This window comes from Nocardioides sp. (genome assembly GCF_014360585.1).
Taxonomy (GTDB): domain Bacteria; phylum Actinomycetota; class Actinomycetes; order Propionibacteriales; family Nocardioidaceae; genus Nocardioides.
Window position 1 is genome coordinate 65,456 of sequence record NZ_JACIXG010000004.1, and the last position, 22,079, is coordinate 87,534.

General features: G+C 68.2%; 19 protein-coding genes. 3 read left to right on the plus strand and 16 right to left on the minus strand.

The annotated features are described in order from the left end of the window. Position 1: 1 nt before the first annotated feature. The 3 genes from H5T77_RS02490 to H5T77_RS02500 are packed head-to-tail and all read right to left on the minus strand — an operon-like array spanning position 2 to position 4,260. Positions 2–2,725 carry an ATP-binding protein gene (locus tag H5T77_RS02490; protein ID WP_292644634.1) on the minus strand — a complete coding sequence of 908 codons (2,724 nt, stop codon included), beginning with the start codon at positions 2,723–2,725 and terminating at the stop codon, positions 2–4. Further along, the gene (locus H5T77_RS02495) at positions 2,722–3,954 is read right to left on the minus strand and encodes a hypothetical protein (protein ID WP_292644636.1); all 1,233 of its coding nucleotides are present in this window, start codon (positions 3,952–3,954) and stop codon (positions 2,722–2,724) included. Before H5T77_RS02495 ends, H5T77_RS02490 begins: the two co-directional genes overlap by 4 nt. Positions 3,955–3,993: 39 nt before the next feature. Beyond that, positions 3,994–4,260, minus strand: a complete 267-nt coding sequence (locus H5T77_RS02500) for a hypothetical protein (RefSeq protein ID WP_091043078.1) — start codon at positions 4,258–4,260, stop codon at positions 3,994–3,996. A gap of 471 nt (positions 4,261–4,731) precedes the next feature. Here H5T77_RS02500 and H5T77_RS02505 point away from each other — a divergent pair, with 471 nt between their 5' ends. The 3 genes from H5T77_RS02505 to H5T77_RS02515 all read left to right on the plus strand — a co-directional run bounded on the left by H5T77_RS02505 (position 4,732) and on the right by H5T77_RS02515 (position 7,550). Further along, positions 4,732–4,905, plus strand: coding sequence for a hypothetical protein (locus H5T77_RS02505; protein WP_292644641.1), 174 nt, complete (start codon positions 4,732–4,734; stop codon positions 4,903–4,905). Between the two features lie 160 nt (positions 4,906–5,065). After that, the gene (locus tag H5T77_RS02510) at positions 5,066–6,343 is read left to right on the plus strand and encodes an MFS transporter (protein WP_292644642.1); all 1,278 of its coding nucleotides are present in this window, start codon (positions 5,066–5,068) and stop codon (positions 6,341–6,343) included. A gap of 196 nt (positions 6,344–6,539) precedes the next feature. Continuing rightward, positions 6,540–7,550 (plus strand): type IV toxin-antitoxin system AbiEi family antitoxin domain-containing protein, encoded by a 1,011-nt coding sequence (locus H5T77_RS02515; RefSeq protein WP_292644643.1) that lies wholly within the window; start codon positions 6,540–6,542, stop codon positions 7,548–7,550. Between the two features lie 103 nt (positions 7,551–7,653). Here the strand turns inward: H5T77_RS02515 and H5T77_RS02520 are convergent, their stop codons facing one another. From H5T77_RS02520 to H5T77_RS02580, 13 genes are all read right to left on the minus strand, one after another. Continuing rightward, positions 7,654–8,529: a 1,4-dihydroxy-2-naphthoate polyprenyltransferase gene (locus tag H5T77_RS02520; protein WP_292644644.1), complete on the minus strand. Its 876-nt coding sequence runs from the start codon at positions 8,527–8,529 to the stop codon at positions 7,654–7,656. Between the two features lie 193 nt (positions 8,530–8,722). Beyond that, complete coding sequence (gene mmsB, locus H5T77_RS02525; RefSeq protein WP_292644645.1) at positions 8,723–10,009, minus strand: multiple monosaccharide ABC transporter permease; 1,287 nt, start codon at positions 10,007–10,009, stop codon at positions 8,723–8,725. A 6-nt stretch (positions 10,010–10,015) separates the two neighbouring features. Further along, positions 10,016–11,572 (minus strand): multiple monosaccharide ABC transporter ATP-binding protein, encoded by a 1,557-nt coding sequence (gene mmsA, locus H5T77_RS02530; protein WP_292644646.1) that lies wholly within the window; start codon positions 11,570–11,572, stop codon positions 10,016–10,018. A 98-nt stretch (positions 11,573–11,670) separates the two neighbouring features. Next, entirely contained in the window at positions 11,671–12,738 is a 1,068-nt protein-coding gene (chvE, locus tag H5T77_RS02535; RefSeq protein ID WP_292644647.1) for a multiple monosaccharide ABC transporter substrate-binding protein, read from the minus strand. Between the two features lie 291 nt (positions 12,739–13,029). Beyond that, positions 13,030–13,650, minus strand: a complete 621-nt coding sequence (locus tag H5T77_RS02540; RefSeq protein WP_292644648.1) for a maltokinase N-terminal cap-like domain-containing protein — start codon at positions 13,648–13,650, stop codon at positions 13,030–13,032. Between the two features lie 17 nt (positions 13,651–13,667). Then, positions 13,668–14,000, minus strand: coding sequence for a DUF4229 domain-containing protein (locus tag H5T77_RS02545; protein ID WP_292644649.1), 333 nt, complete (start codon positions 13,998–14,000; stop codon positions 13,668–13,670). Next, on the minus strand, positions 13,997–15,091 hold the full coding sequence (ccsB, locus tag H5T77_RS02550; RefSeq protein ID WP_292644650.1) for a c-type cytochrome biogenesis protein CcsB: 1,095 nt from the start codon (positions 15,089–15,091) through the stop codon (positions 13,997–13,999). The genes H5T77_RS02545 and ccsB overlap by 4 nt, the downstream gene beginning before the upstream one ends. After that, entirely contained in the window at positions 15,084–16,685 is a 1,602-nt protein-coding gene (resB, locus tag H5T77_RS02555) for a cytochrome c biogenesis protein ResB (protein ID WP_292644651.1), read from the minus strand. The genes ccsB and resB overlap by 8 nt, the downstream gene beginning before the upstream one ends. Then, positions 16,682–17,440: a cytochrome c biogenesis CcdA family protein gene (locus H5T77_RS02560; RefSeq protein WP_292644652.1), complete on the minus strand. Its 759-nt coding sequence runs from the start codon at positions 17,438–17,440 to the stop codon at positions 16,682–16,684. Before H5T77_RS02560 ends, resB begins: the two co-directional genes overlap by 4 nt. Beyond that, a complete protein-coding gene (locus H5T77_RS02565; RefSeq protein WP_292644653.1) occupies positions 17,437–18,000 on the minus strand; it encodes a TlpA disulfide reductase family protein in 564 nt (187 codons plus the stop codon). The genes H5T77_RS02560 and H5T77_RS02565 overlap by 4 nt, the downstream gene beginning before the upstream one ends. A gap of 35 nt (positions 18,001–18,035) precedes the next feature. Then, a complete protein-coding gene (locus H5T77_RS02570; protein WP_292644655.1) occupies positions 18,036–18,707 on the minus strand; it encodes a histidine phosphatase family protein in 672 nt (223 codons plus the stop codon). Next, positions 18,704–20,056, minus strand: coding sequence for a glutamate-1-semialdehyde 2,1-aminomutase (gene hemL, locus H5T77_RS02575; RefSeq protein ID WP_292644657.1), 1,353 nt, complete (start codon positions 20,054–20,056; stop codon positions 18,704–18,706). The genes H5T77_RS02570 and hemL overlap by 4 nt, the downstream gene beginning before the upstream one ends. A 43-nt stretch (positions 20,057–20,099) precedes the next feature. Next, positions 20,100–21,734, minus strand: a complete 1,635-nt coding sequence (locus tag H5T77_RS02580) for a LamG-like jellyroll fold domain-containing protein (protein ID WP_292644659.1) — start codon at positions 21,732–21,734, stop codon at positions 20,100–20,102. Positions 21,735–22,079 lie beyond the last annotated feature (345 nt).

Genomic DNA, 22,079 nt, shown 5'->3' on the forward strand with positions numbered 1-22,079 from the left:
ATCAGCCGATCCCGTCCCCGGAAAGATCGGTGTCGGCGTGATCGGCCGGCCCGCCGCTGATGGCCCGGCTGACGCGGCGCGTGGGGTCGGCGGTGGTGTTGAGCGCCTCCTGCAGACCCGGGTGGTGGTTGAGGGTGACCTTGATGATCTCCATACCGCCGTGGCCCGTGTCGCCACCGAGACCGTCGCGGTAGATGAACTCCCGGTAGCCCAGCTGCTCGTCGCCGCGCCTGGTGCGCGGCGAGAGCCGTGCCAGGATCGACTCGTACCCCAGGCCCTCGGGCTTGCCGAGGAGCTTGAGCGCGTCACGCTGGGCGGTCTCGTCCTGCGTACGTCCCACGAAGGCTGCCCCGACGAAGTTGTTGATGTCGGAGCCCAGGATCGCGGAGGCGTTCTGGGTGGAGACCAGCGCGGCACAGTTGTTCTTGCGGGAGTCGCTGGAGAGCTTGTGTACGAGGGCGCGACCCGTTCCTCCCGAGGCCTGGGTGACCTCGTGGGCCTCGTCCAGCGCGAACAGCTTCCGATCGTTGGGGTCGCTGCGGTAGATCAGGTGCAGCGCGGACCAGGCCGCGAGGGTCATGATCGGGCGCGCCATCTGCTCTTCTGCGCTCCACTCCTCGCGAGAGACGTGCTCGGGCGGGGTGTTGAGGCCCTTGAGGTTGTAGAAGGTGAACGGCGTGCCCTTCAGCTCCTCGTCGGACTGGAGGAAGTCGTTGCCGAAGAAGAGGCGGCCGAGCTCGCGCTCGCGGGCGGCAGCGAGCTCGCGAGCGATCTCGTGGTCGCCGTTGTCGCCCTCGAAGAGCATCTTCACGATCGTCGAGGTGTCGGCGCCGCGGTCGGCCTGCGCCTCCATGACGCGGGCGCGGATGCGCTTGAGCACCTCTTCGTTGTTGGACAGCCCGACCGGGAGGCAGGAGCGGAGCACGGAGACGGTCAGGTCGCGGCGCTGCTGCACGGCGGCCGAGCGCTCCCGGTGGAGCCGCTCGGCGAACTCGTGGTCCGACATCGCCTCGGCCCGGATCAGCTCCGGGTTGGGGTCGGGCACGACCGCGTACGGCGAGAGCGACCCCGGGCGTCCGCCCAGGACGTCCACGCTGCGGGCGCGCGATCGCAGCTGCTGGCCGTTGAACAGGCCGCCGCCGATCTCGGGCAGCGTCATCAGCCGCTGCAGCCGGCCCGCCGGGTCCATCGCGACGCCGTGGATGCCGGACAGGATCGACATGTAGATGACGACACCCATCAGGGTCGACTTGCCCGAACCGGGCGTGCCGATGAGCGGGATCAGGCCGGCCTGCTCCATCACCTCGGTCAGGTACCACGGGTCCATCAGCACCGCTCGCGACGCCATCGCCGAGGTCTCGCCGAGATAGAAACCACGCTTGTCGCCGACCTCCGCGGTCACCGCTGGGAGCCCGGCTGCGACCTTGAGCACCGGGAACTTCCGGGCATGGGCGGTCGAGGCGAGCGGCTCGCCCGGGACGAACTCGCGAGCCAGGTGGTACTGCCCCAGCTGGCGCGTGATCTTGATCTGCGGCCGGTAGAGGTCGACCACCTTCTGGGCCTTGTCGAGCGCCTCGGACTCCGTGCGGCCGGTGACGGCGATCCGGTACCAGCCCCTGGTCCGGGTGGACAGGCCCGTGAACTCCGAGCGCATCTCGTCCTCGACGTCTGCGGCGCGCCCCGCCTGGCGGGTGAGCTGCTTGGGAGGCCGCTTGCCGTGGTCGTCGGACCAGTGGCTGACCTGGCCGTCGATGCGACGGGTCAGGGAGGCCATCTCGCGGGAGACGTCCTCCGGCGAGCGAGGCTCGACCCGGAAGGACCACTCCACGGGGAAGCCGAGCGCATCGGTCTTCGCCATCCACGGCGCGTGGGTCTCCGGAACCTCGATGTCGCCGATCCGCGAGACCGTCAGCACGCAGACGTGGCTGGTCTCCTGGCGGCCCCCGATGCTGCTGGTGACCTGCACCGTCGGCGCCAACGGCTCGGCCGACCACGCCACCGACTCGAACCACTCGGCCATGTCGTCGGTGTCGAGAAAGTTCTGCTGGGCCTCGCCCGGCTCCGGCACGGGGATCTTGGCACCCAGTGAGAGCGAACGGGCGATCATCCACTCCATGTCGTGGCCGACCGCCGGACGTGCCGAGAAACCCGGTCGCGACATCACCCGGTTGACGGTGTCGAGGCGCTCGCTGATCGCGGCCATCTCACGCTCGGCGGCCCCGGCGGAGAACTTCGCCAACGTCCGCACCGTCGCGTCGCGACGGCCGAGGTCGACGCCGTAGTAGACCAGCTTGTCGGCCTGGCTGTGGGCGGCCATGTGGGCCTGGTTGCGCGCCATCATCTCCTCGAACCCTGGCTGCGGGTCGGGAGCGTTCGCGAACGCGGCATGCGCCCAGTGACGTACGGGGTAGGGGCGGGTGGTGACTCGGCCGTGGACGGTGTTGCCGACCAGGTCTGCCAGCTGGCTGGCCTGGTCGGTGATCAGCGCCTCGAGGTCGGCGTGGGCACGGAACGACCAGGTCTGTGGCTCGGCGAGATACCAGGCGATGATGCGGTCGGCGGTGAAGGTCAGGTGACCACGCACCTCCTCCAGCGCCCATTTGTCCCCTCGGGGCGGATGGACGCCCTTCGAGTCGTCGCCGCCCCGGCCGAAGACGCCTCTGCGTCCCGGCTTGGGCTTCTCGAAGCCAGGCCCGTAGGCCCGCTCCGTTCGCGGCCGCCTCATGCGGTTCCTCCGTCGTTGGGTGCGTCGCCGTCGAGGCGCTTGCGGTAGTCGTCCGTGCTCTGCGGGTGCTCGTCGGGCGAGGCCTGCTCGTCCTGAGTGTCTCTGGGTCGGGTGCGGCCCGCGGGTTCATCGTCGAACTCGTCGAACCCTGGCTCCGGCGCGATCACCACGGCCGGCCTGATCGCGTGCGACAGCGACAGTCGGGCGGGCTTCTGCACGGGGTTCGGGGCAGACTCCTTGGACTCCTTCGACCTCTGGGCCGGTGGCGGTGGCGGTGGCGGTGGCGGTGAAGCCGGGCCAGATCGCGGGGCCGGCGCGGCGGGCTGCGGCGGGGCGGGCTGCGGCGGGGCGGGCTGAGGGGTGGCCGGCGGGGTCACTGGCGGCGCCGGCGGCGCAGCGGGGGCGGGAGGCTCCGCTGCCGGCGCCTGTTGCGCTGAAGGAGCGGCAGGCGTGATCGGCGCTTCGGTCTCTGGCTCGGGGGCCTGGGGCTGCTGCGTAGGCGTGGCGGGCTGCTCCTGCTCCTGCCGGGCCTGCCACGGCGCGCCACCCTTCCACGGCACGTCGCGGGGCTCTCGCGGCGACGAGGACGGTCGGCTCGACCAGCCGCCCTTCGCCGGACGTACGCCGGTCACCTGCTGCCGCGTCGAGGACTGGGCCTCGGGCTGGACCCTGAGCTTGGCCGGAAGCGGCTCCTCGACGATCTTCGCCTCGATCACCGGTCGCACCGGTGCGGCCTTGCCACGCACCGGTCGCGACGGGGCACCCGGTGCCGAGGCGACGACCGTCGCCTGCAGCAGTCGAGGCGAGGCGGGGGCGCCGGGCTGCTGCGCGAACCGGCGGCCGGGTCGGCGCATGGCCTTCGCCCAGCCGCCCCGCGGGCTCGTGACGTGCCTGAAGGCGACCGCTGCGCCTCCTGCGTACTGTGCGCCTGTCTCCAGGCGTGGCGTGGTCAGCTCGTGCCAGAAGGTCATCAGCCAGGCGCCGGCGGAGCTCTCCGCGCTGATGTAGTCGGAGGCCTTCATCGAGAGGTAGGACGCGCCGAGCAGCCACAGACCCATGCTGAGCAGCGTCACCGGCATGCCGAGCTTGCGGAGCAGCACAAGCGTCAATGGTGCGATCACCAGGAAGAGGAAGATGGTTCGATAACGCATCTCCCCGATGTAGCGACGAGGAGGACCGAGATAGGTCTGGTCGACCTCGTACAGCTCGTCGTCGTCAGGCAGCCTCATCCCCGAGATCCCTCCCTGGGTTAGCTAACGGGACCGGGTTCACCCCTTGAAGAGACCAGCCATCCACTGACCGAGGTCCGTGGCGTTGTTGCCCACGGCAAGGCCGAGGACGCCGAGGCCGATGATCAGGCCGCCGACGATCGTGACGGCCTTGGAGATGTTGCCACTGCGGGCAGCCCACAGGACCGTGACGCCGAGGATCAGGACGACAAGCGTGATGATGTTGTCGGTGATCCACTCGGCCAGGCCGCCGGTGCCATACTCGGCGGCTTGCGTCGTACTTTGAATCAGCTGGTGCGGTGCCATTGTTCTGCTCCCTTTCCCGAGGTGAGGTGTGGTTGCCGGACACGTCCGGAAGTATTCGGTTGTCCCGTCCGGCGCAGCCCCATGCGGCACCGGTGGGTGGAGGCGCCCCTGCCCCTCCCGCGCACTGACGCAAACTCCCGGGCATCGGCATTCTGGACAAACGCCACCGCCATGTGAGACAGAGCGTAGTCGCCAGACCGCCTCCGCGCACCTCGTTCCACCTGACGACACGTGCCCACGGCGCTTGCAGCCGGCCTGCGGCTCCCCGGGCTTTGCTCGGTTCATGCCACCCACCGGACCACTGAGCGACACGCCGTCCCGCTCAGTGGTCTCCTTGACCGTATTCTTGCGGGGGGAGGCCTACTTCGGGGAATCTATATCCCGGTGCATCCTCGCGAATTTCGCGCGCTTGCGTCCGGGTTCGCGAATTCACATCAATTTCAATCGGATTTCTCGGGAGGACGAGCTCACATGGACAAGAAGAAGATCTTCATCGTCATCGGCGTTCTGTTCGTCGGATTCTGGCTGTTCACCGATCCGCAAGGGCTGACCAGCACGATCTCGGCTATCGCCAGCGGCATCTGGGGCGTCACCACCGACGTCTTCGGCGGCGTGATCGGCACCATCGAGGGCTCTACTCGCTGACCTGGGCCGCGACCTACGCCGACGCGCGGGCGTCGGCGCGATGGACTCCTTTTTCCTAGCCGCCGGTTTGGGGACCGATCGGCAGGGATAACTGTTTGACGTCGGACCAAGCGATGACCAGACTTCGCTTGTCTCGATGTCAAGATAGTTTGGAGTCGCCTTGTCCGCTGGCATCATCCGGTTGAGGGACAAGGTCCTCTCAGACGACCCGCTCATCCGGGCGATGTCGTACCAGTCGGTGCTCTCGGCCTTCGCCGAAGGCACCTTTCTCACCGGTTCGGCGGTCTTCTTCACTCAGATCGTCGGCCTCTCCGCCGCACAGGTCGGCCTCGGTCTCACGATCGCGGGCGTCGCAACCTTCTTGTTCGCCGTCCCCCTGGGCCGACTCGCGGATCGTCTGGGCACCCGGTTCAGCTGGATCGCGGGTGCCATCCTCCAGGCGCTGTTGTTCGGCGCCTGGGTGCTGGTCGGCAACTTCGCCGCGTACGTCGCCGTCGAGGTGCTTCTCGCTCTCGCCTCCTCCTGGCAGAAGTCAGGACGCGACGCCTACCGGATCTCGGTCTTCCCCGCGGCGACCCGGGTGCGCGGGTTCGCCTACATGCGCGCCGCCCGCAACGTCGGATACACACTCGGCGCACTGGCCAGCGGCCTCGCCCTGGCGGCCGACTCCAACACCCTGATCAAGGCCGTGCCGCTGATGACCGCGGTGGTGCTCCTGGTCAACGCCTACTGGATCTCCCGGCTCCCCCGCCTCGCCACCGCTGCCTCGCCCGGCGACCTGAAGAGGGACGTACGCGACCGCCTCGGCGCCCTGCGCAACCGGGCGTTCCTCGCCACGACGTTCTTCAACGGGGTCCTCGGCAGCCACCAGATCCTGCTCAACGTCGTCATCCCGCTGTGGCTGGTGCAAGAGACCGACGCGCCGCGCGTCCTGCTGGCCTGGCTGTTCGGCACGAACACCGTCATGGCCGTCGGGCTTCAGGTGATCGCCGCCCGCGGGGTGACCGACGTGACGACGTCGCTGAAGGCCCAGCGCCGAGGCGCGCTCTGCTTCCTCGTCTCCTGCGCCATCATCGCGGTCACCCACGACACCGTCGGCCTGATCACGATCGCCCTGGTCTGGGTCGGCCACGTGACCGTCACGGGTGCGGAGCTCTTCCAGTCCGCCGGCGAATGGGGTCTGATCGCCGACCTCTCCGACCCCGAGCACCGCGGCGACTACCAGGGCGCCGCCCAGGTCGGCCACACCCTCGGCACCGTATGGGCCCCCGCCGCGTACACGTTCCTGGCGATGGAGCTCGGCCACCTCGGCTGGGCCATCATCGCGGGCATCATCGTCATCGCCGCGATCGGCGTCCACCCCTCCGCCCGCGCCGCCGAGCGCTACCTCGCGAGGCGGGCGCAGCCTGTCGCTCCGGGCGGGCCCGTTCCGGTGTAACACGTCGTTCGTAGGACTACTCGCCCGTTATAACGACCGGACAGACCTACGAACGACGTGTTACACCCCCGTGAGCCCCGCAGATCACAGCCACCACGGGCCAACTGCCATCCACAGTGCTCATCCGGGCCGGGGTTATCCACAAGGCAGCATCACGCCTCGACGCGATGTCGGTGGGCTCTCGCAGGCTGGCCCCATGAACCCACGCATTCAGGCGACCATGGCGTCGAACCACGGCCTCATCACCCGCCAACAGGCAATTCTCTGCGGCCTCGACGCCGACACCATCTACCGCTATCTCAGGAGTGGGAGATGGCGGGTCATACGCCGCGGCGTGTATGCCGAACGTGCATATGTCGAGAGCATCACCCTGCCCACCGACAGACAGCGGCTTCGTGACCGGGCCGCGTGCGCCGCGATCACCGTCCCGTTCGTGCGAAGTCACGACACCACTGCGCTCGAGCTCGACATGGGCATCCTCCTGCCACGGAAGCCTCAGACTCACGTCACTCGCCATCCCGTCGTCGGCGCCCACAACAAGTGGGGCGTGAAGCATCACCTGGCGCCCTACCTCGATAGCCAGCTGACGGAGGCGAACGGATTCGAGGTCCTCGGGCCAGCCCGTACGGCCGTCGACATCGCCCGCGAGCACGGCCGCCCCTACGGCGTGGTCGCGATGGACTCCGCTCGACAGATGGGAGCCTCGGTCAGCGAGCTCCACGAGGTCCTCGAGAACATGCAGCACTGGCCGAACCGTCGACAGGTGCAGGCGGCCATCGAACTCTCCGACGCGGGAGCCGAGTCGGTCGGCGAGTCCCTCACCCGCGACGTACTCGAAGAGATGGGGCTGACAGGCATCGAGACCCAGTTCGAGATCACAGACGGTGTGCGCACCGCTCGGTTCGACCTCAGAGTGGGCCGTCACGTCTTCGAGTTCGACGGCCGCGGCAAGTACTTGCCTGCCGCGGACGGCGGTCTCGCGCTCCGCTCGGTCGACGACATCCTCGCCGACGAGAAGACGCGGCAGGACTGGGCGCACGGCTTCCATCTCGGCATGTCACGGGTGGAGTGGACGGATCTGTTCGGCCGCAACCGCATCTATCTCAAGGATCGCCTGGACCGCGAGTACCGGACGACGTGCCGCGCCTTCGGCACCGACATCTCAGATCTCAAACGGTTCCGCGTCCGACGCTCGCAGGCGGCTTGATGCCGTGCACCGACCATGTAACACGTCGTTCGTAGGACTACTCGCCCGTTATAACGACCGGATAGACCTACGAACAGCGTGTTACATCCCCTGTCGGCCGACCTCAGACGAACAGCAAAGGTACGCCGACGAGCAGCCCCCACACCAAGGTGGCCAGTCCCGTCTGTTGGAGGACGGGGATCAGACGCGGGCCGAGGTTGGCGCGGTCGAGGACGGTACGGACGCCCTGAGCGGCGACGACGAGGAAGCCGAGACCGAGCAGCGCCCACCAGGACGTCGCCAGAGCCACGAGCACGACGGAGACGGCGGCGAGGGCCACGAGCGCGACGTAGAGCCAACGGGTCCGCGCGTCACCGAGGCGGACGGCGAGGGTGATCTTCCCGGACTCGGTGTCGCCGGGGATGTCGCGGAGGTTGTTGGCGACTAGGAGCGCGGAGGTGATGGCGCCGATGCCGACGCCGGCCCACAGCGCGCCCCACTCCCAGGTCTGCGTCTGCACGAAGGTGGTGCCGATGACGGCGACGAGCCCGAAGAAGACGAAGACCATGACCTCGCCGAGGCCGGCGTAGCCGTAGGGGCGTGAGCCGCCGGTGTAGTACCAGGCCGCGACCATGCAGACCAGGCCCACCACGACCAGCCACCACGCGGAGGTCACCGCAAGCACGAGCCCGGCCACCGCGGCGATCCCGAACGCGATGAAAGCCGCACGCTTGACCGATGAGGGAGTCGCGAGACCGGAGCCGGTCAGCCGGAGCGGACCCACGCGCTCGTCGTCGGTGCCGCGGATCCCGTCGGAGTAGTCGTTGGCGTAGTTGACCGCGACCTGCAGCGCGAGGGCCACGACGAGGGCGAGCAGCGCCTTCCACCAGACCAACCCACCGGCGTACGCAGCCACCCCTGTCCCGGCGATGACCGGCGCGAGTGCCGCGGGGAGTGTGCGGGGACGGGCTCCCTGGAGCCACTGAGCGGAAGTTGCCACCCCGCTATTCAACACCGGCGGCTCATGGCGGGTGTCGCGGGGATGTAACACGTCGTTCGTAGGACTACTCGCCCGTTATAACGACCGGATAGACCTACGAACAGCGTGTTACACGAGCCCACGCCCGCCCCGAGAACCCAGCGACCCCTGCCCGGGGGGTGGCAGGGGTCGCGGGGTGGGGGTAAGGGATGGATCAGGTCTTCGGCGGATCGTCGGAGTCGACGCTCAGCTCCGCCTCCATGGCCTCGATCTCCTCGGCCAGCTTGTCCGGCGGCGGAGCGCTGGGCTCGGCGGCCTCGGCACCGGCCCCACCGGACCCGGCGGTGCGACGCTTGTTCCACACGTCGAACGCGACGGCGAGCAGGAGCACCAGGCCCTTGATCGCCTGCTGCCAGTCGATGGAGACACCGAGCAGCGACATGCCGTTGTTGAGGATACCCATGACGAGACCACCGATGATCGCGCCGATGACGGTGCCGACACCGCCGGTGACGGCAGCGCCACCGATGAAGGCGGCGGCGATCGCGTCGAGCTCGAAGTTGACGCCGGCCTTGGGGTTCGCGGCGGTCAGGCGGGCAGTCGTGACCAGACCGGCCAGACCGGCGAGCAGACCCATGTTCGTCATGACCAGGAAGTCGACACGCTTGGTGTTGACACCGGACATCGTGGCCGCGTCGACGTTGCCGCCGATAGCGTAGACGTGCCGACCGAAGACGGTCTTGTTCATGATGAACGTGTAGATCACGATCAGCCCCGCCAGGATCAGGCCGACGATCGGCAGGCCGCGCGCATCGGCGAGCAGGTAGGCGAAGTACATGATCACGATCGACAGCAGCGCCAGCTTCACCACGAAGAGCGGGAAGGACAGGACCTCGAAGTTGTAGGCCGTCTGGGCGTTGCGACGACGGACCTCGAGGAAGATCAGCACACCGACGGCGGCCACCGCGATGAGAAGCGTCAGGTTGTGGAACCCGGTGTCCGGCCCGATCTCGGGCAGGAAGCCGTTGCCGATCGCCTTGAACTCCTCGGGCAGACCACCGACGGTCGCGCCCTTGAGCACGACCAGGGTCAGACCGCGGAAGAGCAGCATCGAGGCCAGCGTGACGATGAACGCCGGGATCCCGACGTACGCCACCCAGAACCCGTGCCAGGCGCCGATGGCGGCACCGATCAGCAGGCCGAGGAAGACGGCCAGCCACCACGGGAAGTCGTACTGGGTCATCATGATCGCCGAGGCAGCGCCGACGAAAGCGGCCACGGAGCCGACCGAGAGGTCGATGTGGCGCGCCACGATCACGATCACCATGCCGATGGCCAGGATCAGGATCTGGGCGTTCTGGACGACAAGGTTCGACACGTTGAGCGGCTTGAGCAGCACGCCGTCGGTGGTGATCTGGAAGAGGATGACGATCGCCGCCAGAGCGATGATCATCCCGTACTGGCGGACGTTCCCGCGCAGCGTGTTGAGCAGGGCATTCATCGGGTGCTACTTCCTCGCGTCCGCGGTCATATAGCGCATCAGGGACTCCTGGGTGGCCTCTGAGCGGTCGAACTCATGGGTGATCACGCCCTCGGCGAGCGTGTAGATGCGATCACACAGACCGAGCAGCTCGGGCAGCTCGGAGGAGATCACCAGTACGCCGCGACCGCTGCGGGCGAGCTCCTGGATGATCCCGTAGATCTCGTACTTGGCGCCGACGTCGATGCCTCGGGTCGGCTCGTCGAGGATCAGCAGCTTCGGGTCGGTGTACATCCACTTGGACAGCACCACCTTCTGCTGGTTGCCGCCGGAGAGCTTGCCGACGCCGGCGGTGATCGAGGGCGCCTTGATGTTGAGGTTCTTGCGGTAGCCCTCGGCGACCACGACCTCCTTGTGCTCGTCGACGACGAGCCCGGAGCGCAGCTTCTTCAGCGCGGCCGCGGTGACCGAGGTCTTGATGTCGTCGATGAGGTTGAGCCCGAGGCCCTTGCGGTCCTCACTGACGTACGCGATGCCGGCATCGATCGCCTGGGTGACCGTGCTTAGGTGCAGCTCCTCGCCGTCCAGCACCAGCGTGCCCGAGGTCCGCGAGCCGTAGGAGCGGCCGAAGATCGATCGAGCCAGCTCCGTACGTCCCGCACCCATCATCCCGGCGACGCCGACGATCTCGCCGGCTCGCACGGACAGGTTGGCCTGGCGGATGACCTCACGGTGACTGTCCTGCGGATGCATGACGGTCCAGTCGCGCACCTGGAAGAGGATGTCGCCGATGGAGGGTGTGTGGTCGGGGAACCGGTTCTCGAGGTCGCGGCCGACCATCCCCCGGATGATCCGGTCCTCGTCCACGCCACCGTTGGCGACGGATAGGGTCTCGATGCTCTGGCCATCGCGGATGATCGTGATCTCGTCGGCGATCTGCTCGATCTCGTTCAGCTTGTGGCTGATCATGATCGAGGTGATCCCCTTCTCCTTCAGCCCCTTCAGGAGCGCGAGGAGGTGCTGGGAGTCGTCGTCGTTCAGGGCGGCGGTCGGCTCGTCGAGGATGAGGAGCTTGACCTCCTTGCTCAGCGCCTTGGCGATCTCGACCAGCTGCTGCTTGCCGATGCCGAGGTTCTTCACCGGCGTCAGCGGGTTCTCCCGCAGGCCGACCCGCGCGAGCAGGTCGATCGCCTCACGGTTGGCGCGACCCCAGTCGATGACGCCGCGCTTGGCGGTCTCGTTGCCGAGGAATATGTTCTCGGCGATCGAGAGCTCGGGGATGAGTGCGAGCTCCTGATGGATGATCACGATGCCGGCGGATTCGCTCTGCCGGATGTTGCCGAACTTCGCGGTCTCGCCCTCGAAGACGATGTCGCCGCTGTAGGTGCCGTGCGGGTAGACCCCGCTGAGCACCTTCATCAGGGTGCTCTTGCCGGCGCCGTTCTCACCGCAGATCGCGTGGATGTCACCGCGGTTGACGACGAGGTTGACGTCGGCGAGCGCCTTGACGCCCGGGAACTCCTTGGTGATGCCGCGCATCTCCAGGATCGGTGAGGCGATGTCCTGAGCCTGTCGAAGGGTCATGTCGTTCCTGACTTTCGGCCCGTGAGGCTGACCTGGCGCTCGCGGGAGGGCCCGACAGGCTGAGCCCGGCGCAGTCGCCGGGCCCAGCCGCGCGGACGCTACTTGATCTCGTCGGCGGTGTAGTAGTCGGAGTCGACGAGCACCTTGGTGACGTCCTCCTTGGTGACCACGACCGGCTCCAGGAGGTAGGACGGAACGACCTTCTTGCCGTTGTCGTAGGTCTCGGTGTCGTTGACCTCGGGCTCCTCGCCCGCGCCGACGGCGACGATCATGTCGACGGTCACCTCGGCGAGCTCGCGGGTGTCCTTGAAGATCGTGGAGTACTGCTCACCGGCGTTGATCGACTTGACCGACTGCACCTCGGCGTCCTGACCGGTCACGACCGGCAGGTCGGCGGTGGCGTAGCCGTTGCCCTTGAGGGCGGCGATGATGCCGAGCGAGAGGCCGTCGTAGGGCGAGAGCACGCCCTGGACCTTCTTGGAGGCGTACGTCTTGGTGAGGATGTCCTCCATGCGCTTCTGCGCCGTGGCGGGGTCCCAGCGCAGGATCGCGGCCTGCTTGAAGTCGGTCTGGCCGGAGGGGATGACGATCTCGCCCGACTTGATCAGCGGCTCGAGCACCGACATGGCGCCCTCCCAGAAGAAGGTGGCGTTGTTGTCGTCAGGCGATCCACCGAAGACCTCGACGTTGTAGGGGCCCTCGCCCTTGGCCTTCAGGCCGTCGACGAGCGAGGTCGCCTGCTGCACACCGACCTCGAAGTTGTCGAAGGTCGAGTAGTAGTCCACGGCCTCGGTGTCGCGGATGAGGCGGTCGTAGCTGATGATCGGGATGTCCTGCGACTCGGCGGTCTCGAGGACCTCGCCGAGCGCCGTGCCGTCGATGGCGGCGACCACCAGGACGTCTACGCCCTTGGTGACCATGTTCTCGACCTGCGAGACCTGGGTCGGGATGTCGTCCTCGGCGTACTGCAGGTCGACCTTGTAACCCTCGGCCTCGAGCTGCTTCTTGATGTTGTTGCCGTCGGCGATCCAGCGCTCCGAGGACTTGGTCGGCATGGCCACACCGACGGTGCCCTTGTCGCCGCCCTCGCCGCCGCCGTCGCCGCCGCATGCCGCCAGGCCGAGCGCAAGCGCCGCCGCGGTGATCGTGGTGAGTACCTTGCGCACTGACCTGCTCCATTTCATCTACGGCCACGTCGGTAGATCCACGCGCCGCTGTCGGGGGGTGCCGGAGACCGGCGCATGGGCCGGGTTCCAGGTGGGCCACATCACAGATGTGAACGCTCACATCGACACAGGTTGCCTCTTGAAGTCCGAATGCGTCAAGTGCAGGACGAGGATGTTTCCGACTCGTGACTTACGGGAGACCCCGTTGATCATCTGCACTCGCACAGGGGGCTCACAGACAAGCCCAGCCAGCAGCTGTCGAGATCGCGCCACGTGAGCGCGATCGCCGGTTCACAGGTGACGTACGCCGACCAACGACCCGGCCCCGCCCGGCCAGGCGACCTCGATCGACTCGGCACCGTCGGCCTGGGTGCCGTCGACGACGCGCTTCACCACGACCACGAAGCCGCCCGCCTCGAGGTGGGGGTCGGCGCCGTGGGACCGGATCGTGACGCCGTCGAGGTGCGGCACCGCGTCGGGCTCCCAGGAGCCGGTGCCGGCGGCGGTGACGACGGTGTCGCGGCGCTCCACCAGGCGGCCCTGGTCGTAGATGTCCATCGGCTCCTGGGCCGCGCCGGTGAGGGCGGCCGCCAGCAGCGCCCGGACGGCGACCGGGTCGGCGCAGGCGTCGTAGACGTAGCGCTTCCCCAGCGCGGAGTGGTCGGTGGTCGCCATCAGGAAGTCGGCGGCGCCGTCGAGGGGGGCCTCGCGGTAGGAGACCGGCAGATGGACGACGGTCTCGCCGACCTCGAGGAGCACGCACTCGATCCCGACGCGTCCGGCCGGGTCGTCGAACCGGTAGGAGCCGATCGTGCGGGTCAGGTCACCCTCGCACCACGGCTGGGTGGCGAGCCAGGCGCCGAAGATCTCCTGCTTGTTCGGGGTGAGAGTGGCCTTGTGAACGATCGACATGACCGTTGTCTAACAGGTCAGGACACCTTGTGGCTATCGCCTTCTCCGTTGGAGGTCTTGCCGGTGTCGGCGTCGGTGTCGGCGTCGGTCTCGGTGTCGATCTCCGAGTCCTCCTTGGCACGGGCAGCCTCGACCGCCCTCGCCGCCCGGGCCTCGACCTTCTCGGCGAACGCCCGCCGCTGCGGGTCGAGCACGAAGAAGGAGAGGATCCCGCTGATCACGAAGGCCACGATCACCGAGAGGAAGATGTCGACCTCGCCGGCGACCAGCGACCAGACGCCCGCCACGATGCCGAAGGTGGCGACCAGCGACAGCAGCCGCAGGCCGGTGTAGATCAAGAACTCTTTCATCGTGAGGCTCCCTCGGAGATGGTGAGCTCGACGACCGCCGGAGCAGCGGGGGCAGCGTACGAATGCTGCGAGGTCGAGGAGAAGTAGTTGATGCCGATGAAGTTGAACCACAGCGTGGCCAACCCGATCAGCGCCACGATCGCCGCCTTCTTGCCCTTCCACCCGGCGGTCGCGCGGGCGTGCAGGTAGCCGGCGTAGACGACCCAGGTGATGAACGCCCAGACCTCCTTGGGGTCCCAGTTCCAGTAGGAGCCCCAGGCCTCGTGCGCCCAGATCGGACCGGAGATCAGCACGCCGAAGGTCCACACCGGGAACGCGAACGCGTGGATCCGGTAGGAGACCCGGTCGAGCGCCGCCAGCTCGGGCACCCGCGCCAGCAGCGCAGCGTCGGGGAAGCGGTTCTTGAGAAGGTACGCCAACGAGGCGATGCCGCCGAGCGTGAACCCACCCGTGGCGATGATCGCGGCGATGACGTGGATGACGAGCCAGTAGGAGTTGAGCGCCTCGGTCAGCGGTGCGACCGGCTCGTAGAGCGCGACGACAGCCAGCATCAGCACCACGACGGTGAACCCGAGCACCCACGGCGCCATCCAGGCCAGCTTCAGGCGACGGTAGAGGACGACGTACGCAGCGGCCACCACGAACGAGCCAGAGATCGTGAACTCGTACATGTTGCCCCACGGCACCCGGTTGGGATCTGCGGCCATCCCGCGGGCGATCAGAGCAGCGAGGTGGCAGACCACCGCGATCGCGGTCAGCATCAGGCTGAGGCGCCCGAAGAGGGCGGCCCGATACTCGGTCACCTCGCTGATCGAGCCGCCGGAGCCGCTAGGCGGAGGCGTGTCGAGATCAACACGGTCCCCATCGGCGCTCGATTCGACCGTGTTGGTCTCGACACGCTCGCTCTCCCTCGGGGTCTGAACGGAGTGGCCCCGACCAGCGGGAACGAGCTCCTTCGCCGCGACCGCGGCCTTGGCACGCGAGAGCCAGGCCGACCATTCGACCAGCGCGCAGAGCAGCGCCAGGAAGTAGACGACCCCAGCAGCCGTGATGGCCTGGTTGCTGAGAACGCCCCAGGTGTGGTCAGACATCCTTTTCCTCCTGTGTTCGCGCGCCTCGTAGGTTCTCGACCAGGCCGGTGACAACGGATGCGGTGTCTCCACCGCCGGAGCGGTCGAGGGCGGCGACCTCGACCAGTGTGCGCCCATCGACTCGGCGGGCGCGAACCCACACCCGTCGCGGACGGATGAAGAGGGACCCGAGCAGCCCCACCAGAGCGAGGGAGACGCCGAGAAGCGCCCACTCCTTGCCGGGCGACTTCGAGATCTGCACCCGGTTCCACTGCTGGACGTCGTCGAAGGAGACCGAGCCCAGCCCGTCGGGCAGCTCGGCCGTCTCGCCGAGGCGCAGGTTGAACGCCTTGCCGGTCTCGTCGGGCGACATCATGTGGGCCTTGGAGGTGTCGAGCGCGTAGACAGACTGCGGACCGGCGTCGAGGTTGAGGTCGCCGCGGAAGCCCTGCAGCGAGAGCATCGCGTTCGAGCCGTCGCCGATGTCGCCCATCAGGTTGACCGGCTCGCCGTCGACGGTGCCCTGGAACGGGTAGAGCAGCCCCTGGAAGCCGATCTGCTCGGGCGAGGCGTACGGCGCCTTCACGACGCCGAAGGAGAGCAGGTTCTGGCTCTGCGGGAGGAAGATCGTCGGGCCGGAGTAGGCCACGTTGCCCTCGCCGTCGCGCACCGTGATCACCGGCGCGTAGCCGTGGGCGAGCAGGAAGATGTCGGTGCCGCCGACGGTCAGCGGGTGGTTGACCTTGAGGTCGTACTTCTTCTCGTCGCTCGCACCCGCGGTGTAGCGGAGGTTCGACTCGAACCCGCGCGCGGTCCCGGCGCCCGGTCCCGTGGTCAGCCACTCGGCCTTGAAGTCGTCGATCTTGAAGGAGAAGTCGTCGAGGTCCTCGGGGGTGAAGAGCGAGCCGGGCTTGAAGTCGTCGTACTGCGACAGCTCGTTGGCGAAGCCGTACTCCTCCCCCACCAGCACGATCACGCCGCCCTTGTAGCCGAACAGGCTCCCGAACGCGAACGCGACCAGGACGATGATCAGCGACATGTGGAAGACCAGGTTTCCGGCCTCGCGCAGGTAGCCCTTCTCCGCCGAGACGGAGTCGTCTGACCCCCCGTCCTTCCGGATCCGGTAGCCGCGCAGCTCCTTCCGCGCCGCGGCGAGCACCTCCTCGGGCTCCTCGTCGGTGACGTACGTCGCGGAGTCAGGCAGCCTCGTCAGCTTCGCCGGCGTCGCCGGCGGCTGAGCCCGCATGGCGCGCGCGTAGACCAGGCACCGTGGGATGATGCAGCCCACCAACGAGACCATCAGCAGCAGATAGATGGCCGCGAACCAGGGCGCGGAGTAGACGTTGAAGAGGCCGAGCCTCTCGTAGATCGGGGTGAGCGTCGTGTGCGCGGCGCGCCACTGGTCGGCCTTGAGCGAGTCGACCCCGTCCTGCGGGACCAGCGAGCCCGGGACGGCGGCCAGCGCGAGCAGCAGGAGCAGGATCAGCGCCGTACGCATCGAGGTCAGCTGGCGCCAGCCCCACCGTGCCAGCTCGCGGACGTTCAGCTCGCCCGGGCGGCGTACGTCCTGCTTCTCCTGGCCGGAGGGGCCTTTGTCGGTCGTCGGGGTGCTCACAGCGCAATGCCCTCCCAGCGTTGCACGACCTGGACCTGGAGCCATTGCATGCCGTTGTCCCACCAGCCGGTGAGCATGGCGATCCCGATCAGGATCATCACGACGCCGCCGATGATCGTGATCGCGCGGGTGTGGCGGCGGAACCAGCCCAGCGCGACGGTGGCCTGGCGCCACATCACCGCGACCAGCACGAACGGGATGCCGAGCCCGAGCGCGTAGACCGCGAGCAGGAGACCGCCGCGCGCGGCGGTGCCCTGGTCCCAGGCGAGCCCGGCGATGACGCCGAGCGTCGGCCCGGTGCACGGGGTCCAGGCGAGCCCGAAGAGGAAGCCGAGCAGCGGCGCCGCGGCCAGCCCGACAGCCGGCACCTTGTGGAACTTGAGGTCCCGCTGGAGCAGCGGGATGAAGCCCATGAACGCGATCCCCATGATGATCGAGAGCACCCCGAGGATCTTGGTGCCGGTCTCCTGGAACGCGAGCAGCTTGTAGGCGATCCCGCCCACGGTGACGCCCAACAGCACGAAGACCACCGAGAAGCCGGCGACGAAGAGGAGAGCTCCCGCGAGCATGCGGCCGCGGCGTACGTCGCCGGAGGCGAGGTCGGTGCCGGACAGGCCGGTGGCGTAGGAGAGGTAACCCGGGAGCATCGGCAGCGTGCAGGGCGAGATGAACGAGAGGAACCCGGCCAGCAGCGCGATCGGCACCGCCAGCATCAGCGACCCGCTCCCGGCGGTGCTCGCGAACCAGTCAGTCATTCTTTGCCCGCCGAGGTGATCAGCTCGTCGAGCGTACGTGCGGAGGGGATCTCGCCGCGGATCAGCGCGGCCACGCGCCCCTCGGGGTCGAGGATCGCGGTCGCCGGGATGGCGCGGGGCGCCAGGGAACCCTTCAGCGCGAGGACGGCGGCGCCGTCGGGCGAGTAGACCGACGGGTACTCCACGCCGTAATGCCGCTCGAAGGCCTGCCCTTGCGCGGCCGAGGCGTCGCGGGTGTTGATCCCGACGAAGGCGACCTCGTCGCCCAGCTCCTCGTAGGCGGCCTGGAGCATCGGCATCTCCTTGCGGCACGGCGCGCAGCCGGTCCACCACACGTTGAGCACGGTGACCTTGCCACGCGTGACGGCGAGGTCGAAGGGCTTGCCGTCGAGGGTCTCACCGACCAGCTCGATCGGCTCGCTTCGTTCGGCGACCGGGATCTCCTGGGTGCGGCCGTCACCTGAGATGTAGCCGGCCTCGTTGGTGCCCGTCTGTCCGCACGCGGCCAGCAGCCCCACCATCATCACCGTGAGGAGGAGGCCACCCAACTTCTTGCGCACACGCAGGATCGTTCCTGACAAACCTGAGAGCCTCGTTAATCTTCCGCGTCTTCCGCGTCGCCGGCCGAGAACGGCGCGTATTTGTCCTTGGCGGGCAGCATGTCGCCGGCCGGCTCGCTGTAGGAGAGCGCGACGAACTCGTCGTCGACGAAGTGGAGCGAGGTCAGCGAGCACAGCGCGCACTGGCGGCGGCGCGGGTCGTGCAGGAAGCTGCGGCCCTCGACGTGCAGCCGGGTGGTCCAGATCGGCAGCTGGTGGGAGACGATGACCACCTCGTGGCCACGGGCCAGGTCCCGCGCGTCGTGGATCGCGGCCATCATCCTGGCCACGATCTCCAGGTAGGGCTCACCCCACGACGGCTTGAACGGGTTGATCAGCTTCGGCCAGACCTTGGGATCCTTCAGCGGACCCAGGCCGTCCTTGAAGCTCTTGCCGACGAAGAGGTTCTCCGACTCGAGCACCCGCTCGTCGAGCGAGATGTCGACGCCGAGCGCCTTCGCCAGCGGGCCGGCGGTCTGCTGCGCCCGCTCGAGCGGGCTGGAGATGACGTGGGTGATGTCCTGCCCGGCGATCCGGTCGGCGACCCGTTCCGCCATCTGCAGGCCGAGCTCGGAGAGGTTGTAGCCGGCTCGGCGCCCGTAGAGGATGCCCTCCGGGTTGTGCACCTCACCATGGCGCAACAGGTGGACCGTGGTCTCCATACTCATTCCCCTCCGGTGGGCGTGCCTGTCGAGATGACCGCCTTTGCAGCGACATCAGCAGCGTACGGAAGCGCCTCGACGATCTGGGAGACGGCTCGCTCGTCGTGCGCAGATGAGAGGAACCAGGCCTCGTACGCGCTCGGCGGCAGGTAGATGCCCTGGTCGAGCATCGCGTGGAAGAAGGCCTTGTACGCCGCCTCGTCGGTGGTCTTGGCCTCGTCGAAGTTGCGCACCGGCCTGTCGGTGAAGAAGACCGAGAACATCGTGCCGGTGGACTGGATGACGTGCGGGAGACCGGCCTTGGTGAAGCTCTCCTCGATCGCGGCCTTCACGATGTCAGCGGCCTTGGTGATGTGGTCGTAGACCTCGTCGGTGGCCAGCCGCAGCGTGGTCAGGCCGGCGGTGGTCGCGACCGGGTTCCCCGAGAGCGTCCCGGCCTGGTAGACCGGCCCGTCGGGGCTCAGCGAGGCCATCACGTCGGCGCGGCCGCCGAACGCCGCTGCCGGGAAGCCACCGCCCATCACCTTGCCGAAGGTGACCAGGTCGGGCGTCCAGCCCTCGCGCTTGCCGTCCAGGCCCCACTGGCCCTGGTTGCTCGCCCGGAACCCGGTCATCACCTCGTCGGAGATGAACAGGGCGCCGTTGCGTGTGCAGGTCTCGCTCAGGAACTGGTTGAAGCCGGGCTCCGGCGGGACGACGCCCATGTTGCCGGGAGCGGCCTCGGTGATCAGGCAGGCCACCCGGCCGGCGTACTCCTCGAAGGCCGCCGTGACCGCGGCACGGTCGTTGTAGGGCAGCACGACGGTGAGCTCGGTGCTGCTCTCGGGTACGCCGGGGGTGCCGGGGATCGCGTGGGTGACCAGCCCGGAGCCGGCGCTGGCCAGCAGCGAGTCCACGTGGCCGTGGTAGTTGCCGGCGAACTTCAGGATCACGTCGCGGCCGGTGAACCCTCTCGCCAGGCGAATGGCCGACATCGTCGCCTCGGTGCCGCTGCTGACGAACCGCACCTTCTCGACCGGCGCCCTGCGCACGATCTCCTCCGCGAGCTCGACCTCAGGGGTCGTCGGCGTCCCGTAGGACGTGCCCCGCGTGACCGCCTCCAGGACCGCCGCCTGGACCTCCGGATGGGCGTGGCCCAGCAGCATCGGGCCCCAGGAGCAGATCAGGTCGACGTACTCGTTCCCGTCGACGTCGGTCAGCCACGCTCCCTTCGCCTCCCGGATGAACCGCGGTGTCCCGCCCACCGCGTTGAAGGCGCGCACGGGCGAGTTCACACCACCCGGCGTCACCGCCTTCGCGCGGGCGAAGAGCGCTTCGGATGCCGCTGCGGACAGAGGTGAGATGTCGTGAGGCACTCACGCATTCTCTCTGAGGTCGCCCCGAAACCCCATTTCGGCCTCAGCCGACGGGAGTCGCAGCCCCAGGTGGCAGCCCGGCGTCGGCGTTGTAGATGTCGTTCGCGCTGAGCGCACCGGCGTACTGCCACACGCCCTTCACGTCAGCGGCAAGCGACGCCTCAGGGCCCGCGAGATCGAGCGTCGTCGTCCCGTTCCCGACCTCGAACCCGCCCCGAGCGGTCCACGGCGTGGCGAACGATGCCTCCGGCATCTGGCCTTCGGAACTGCCGTCTCCGAGCTCGGGAGAGAAGCCGTTGAGATAGATCTCGATCCGGCGGAGCTCAGCGTCGTAGACGCCGACCACGACGTTGACATCCTCGGGTGTCCAGACGTCCGCGCGCACCTCCGCGACCGTGGCATCGGCGCTGTCGCCGCCGGCCATCTGGAAGTACACCTGCCCGCCGGAGCCATCGCTCTTGACGCGGTAGCCGAGCGTCCAGGCCGCCGCGTTCTCACCGGACTGTTGAACGATCACCCCTCCCTGCGTCGGGTCGGTCAGACGGAGCGACGCAGCCACCGAGAACGACGCGGCCGAATCCGTCACCGGATGGTCCAGGGTGATGCTCTGACCGGCCGTGCCCGGCAACGCCAGAGAACCGCCCGGAAGGTACTGGTCGCCCGCGCCCGCGACCTGCAGCTGGGCACCGAAGGAGCGATCGGTCAGCACCCCGGACTCGACGGTGTCGGTGCTGACGCCGAGGTTCCACTCCGCAGCCATGCTGGTCGCGTACCCGGTCTCGTCGGCCAGGCTCACGCGTTTGGCGATGTCGGGAGCGGTGGCGCGGTTGTCCCAGAGGCCGACCTCGTCGACCGTCGCAACGCCACAGCCGGGATCCGGCAACGCCGGGTTGCCGCACCCGAGCTGCCAGGTGGCTCCGTCCGAAACCTCGCCGCTGTAGACGATGGTGCTTTCGGCCTTGCCGTTGACCCACAAGGTGAGCTCGTTGGCCGATGAGGAGTACGTCGCTGCCAGGTGCGCCCAGACCCCGCGGATCCCCGGCGCCGAGGCCAGCTCCGCACTCGTAGCGGATCGTCGGCCGGCGAGCCAGGTGCCGTCGGTCGCGTCGTACCCGATCTCGAACGCGTTGCCCTCGTCTGCAGGAACCGAGACCAGGGTCGCAGATTCGGCTGTGTCGACGTGCGCCCACAGGGCGACGGAGAAGTCCTGACCGGTCGAGACCCCGGTGTTCGTGGCGGTCGCGGGTGCGCCTCCGCGGAACTGGAGGCCCGTGCCGCTACGGCCCACCGAAGACGTCACCGCGCCACCGAGGTCGAGCGTGCCCGCGGCCGGGTCGGCTCCGGAGTTCGCTCCAGGGTTGGAAGGATCGGTGAACGACCACTCGGTCACCACCTCGTTCGCAGGGACGTAGAAGCTGTAGGACGCGGTGGAGCCCCACACGCCCGCCTTGTCGCGCGCCTGCACCTGCACCTTGCGGAGGCCTGTCTTCTGCGACGTGAACGAGAAGGACCGCGCCCGCCCCGCCTTCGTGAGGATCGGCTCGCTCAGTCCCGATGGCTCTCCCTCCGCGGGACCGATGATCGACCAGCGGTACGCGTCGACGTCGGTGTCGCCCTTGGCCGCTTCCACCTCGAAGGTGCCCTCGACGCCGACCCGCGTTCCGTTGTGCGGGCACACGGTCGAACACTCCGGGAAAGACGTACTCGATACGGCCGGTGCGAGCGGCGCGGCGTCAACGTTCGCGCTGATCGGTCGAACAGCAGTCGGCGGGGCTGCCCCGGCAGGCTGCGGCACGAACGAGAGGGAGGCTGCGGCGAGCGCCACACCCATACCGGCGACAAGGCGCGACGACACATAAGCCATACAAGACTCCAGACACGAGAAGACCGAGGAAGCACGATCCGGGACCCGAGTCGGAGCGGCAGCCGTCACCCTGCCACCACGAAGACCCTCGATCTCCGCAATGGGTCGGTCGTTCCGTAACTGTGGATTTCCGCTTACCCTGGCCGGTATGGAGGCGCG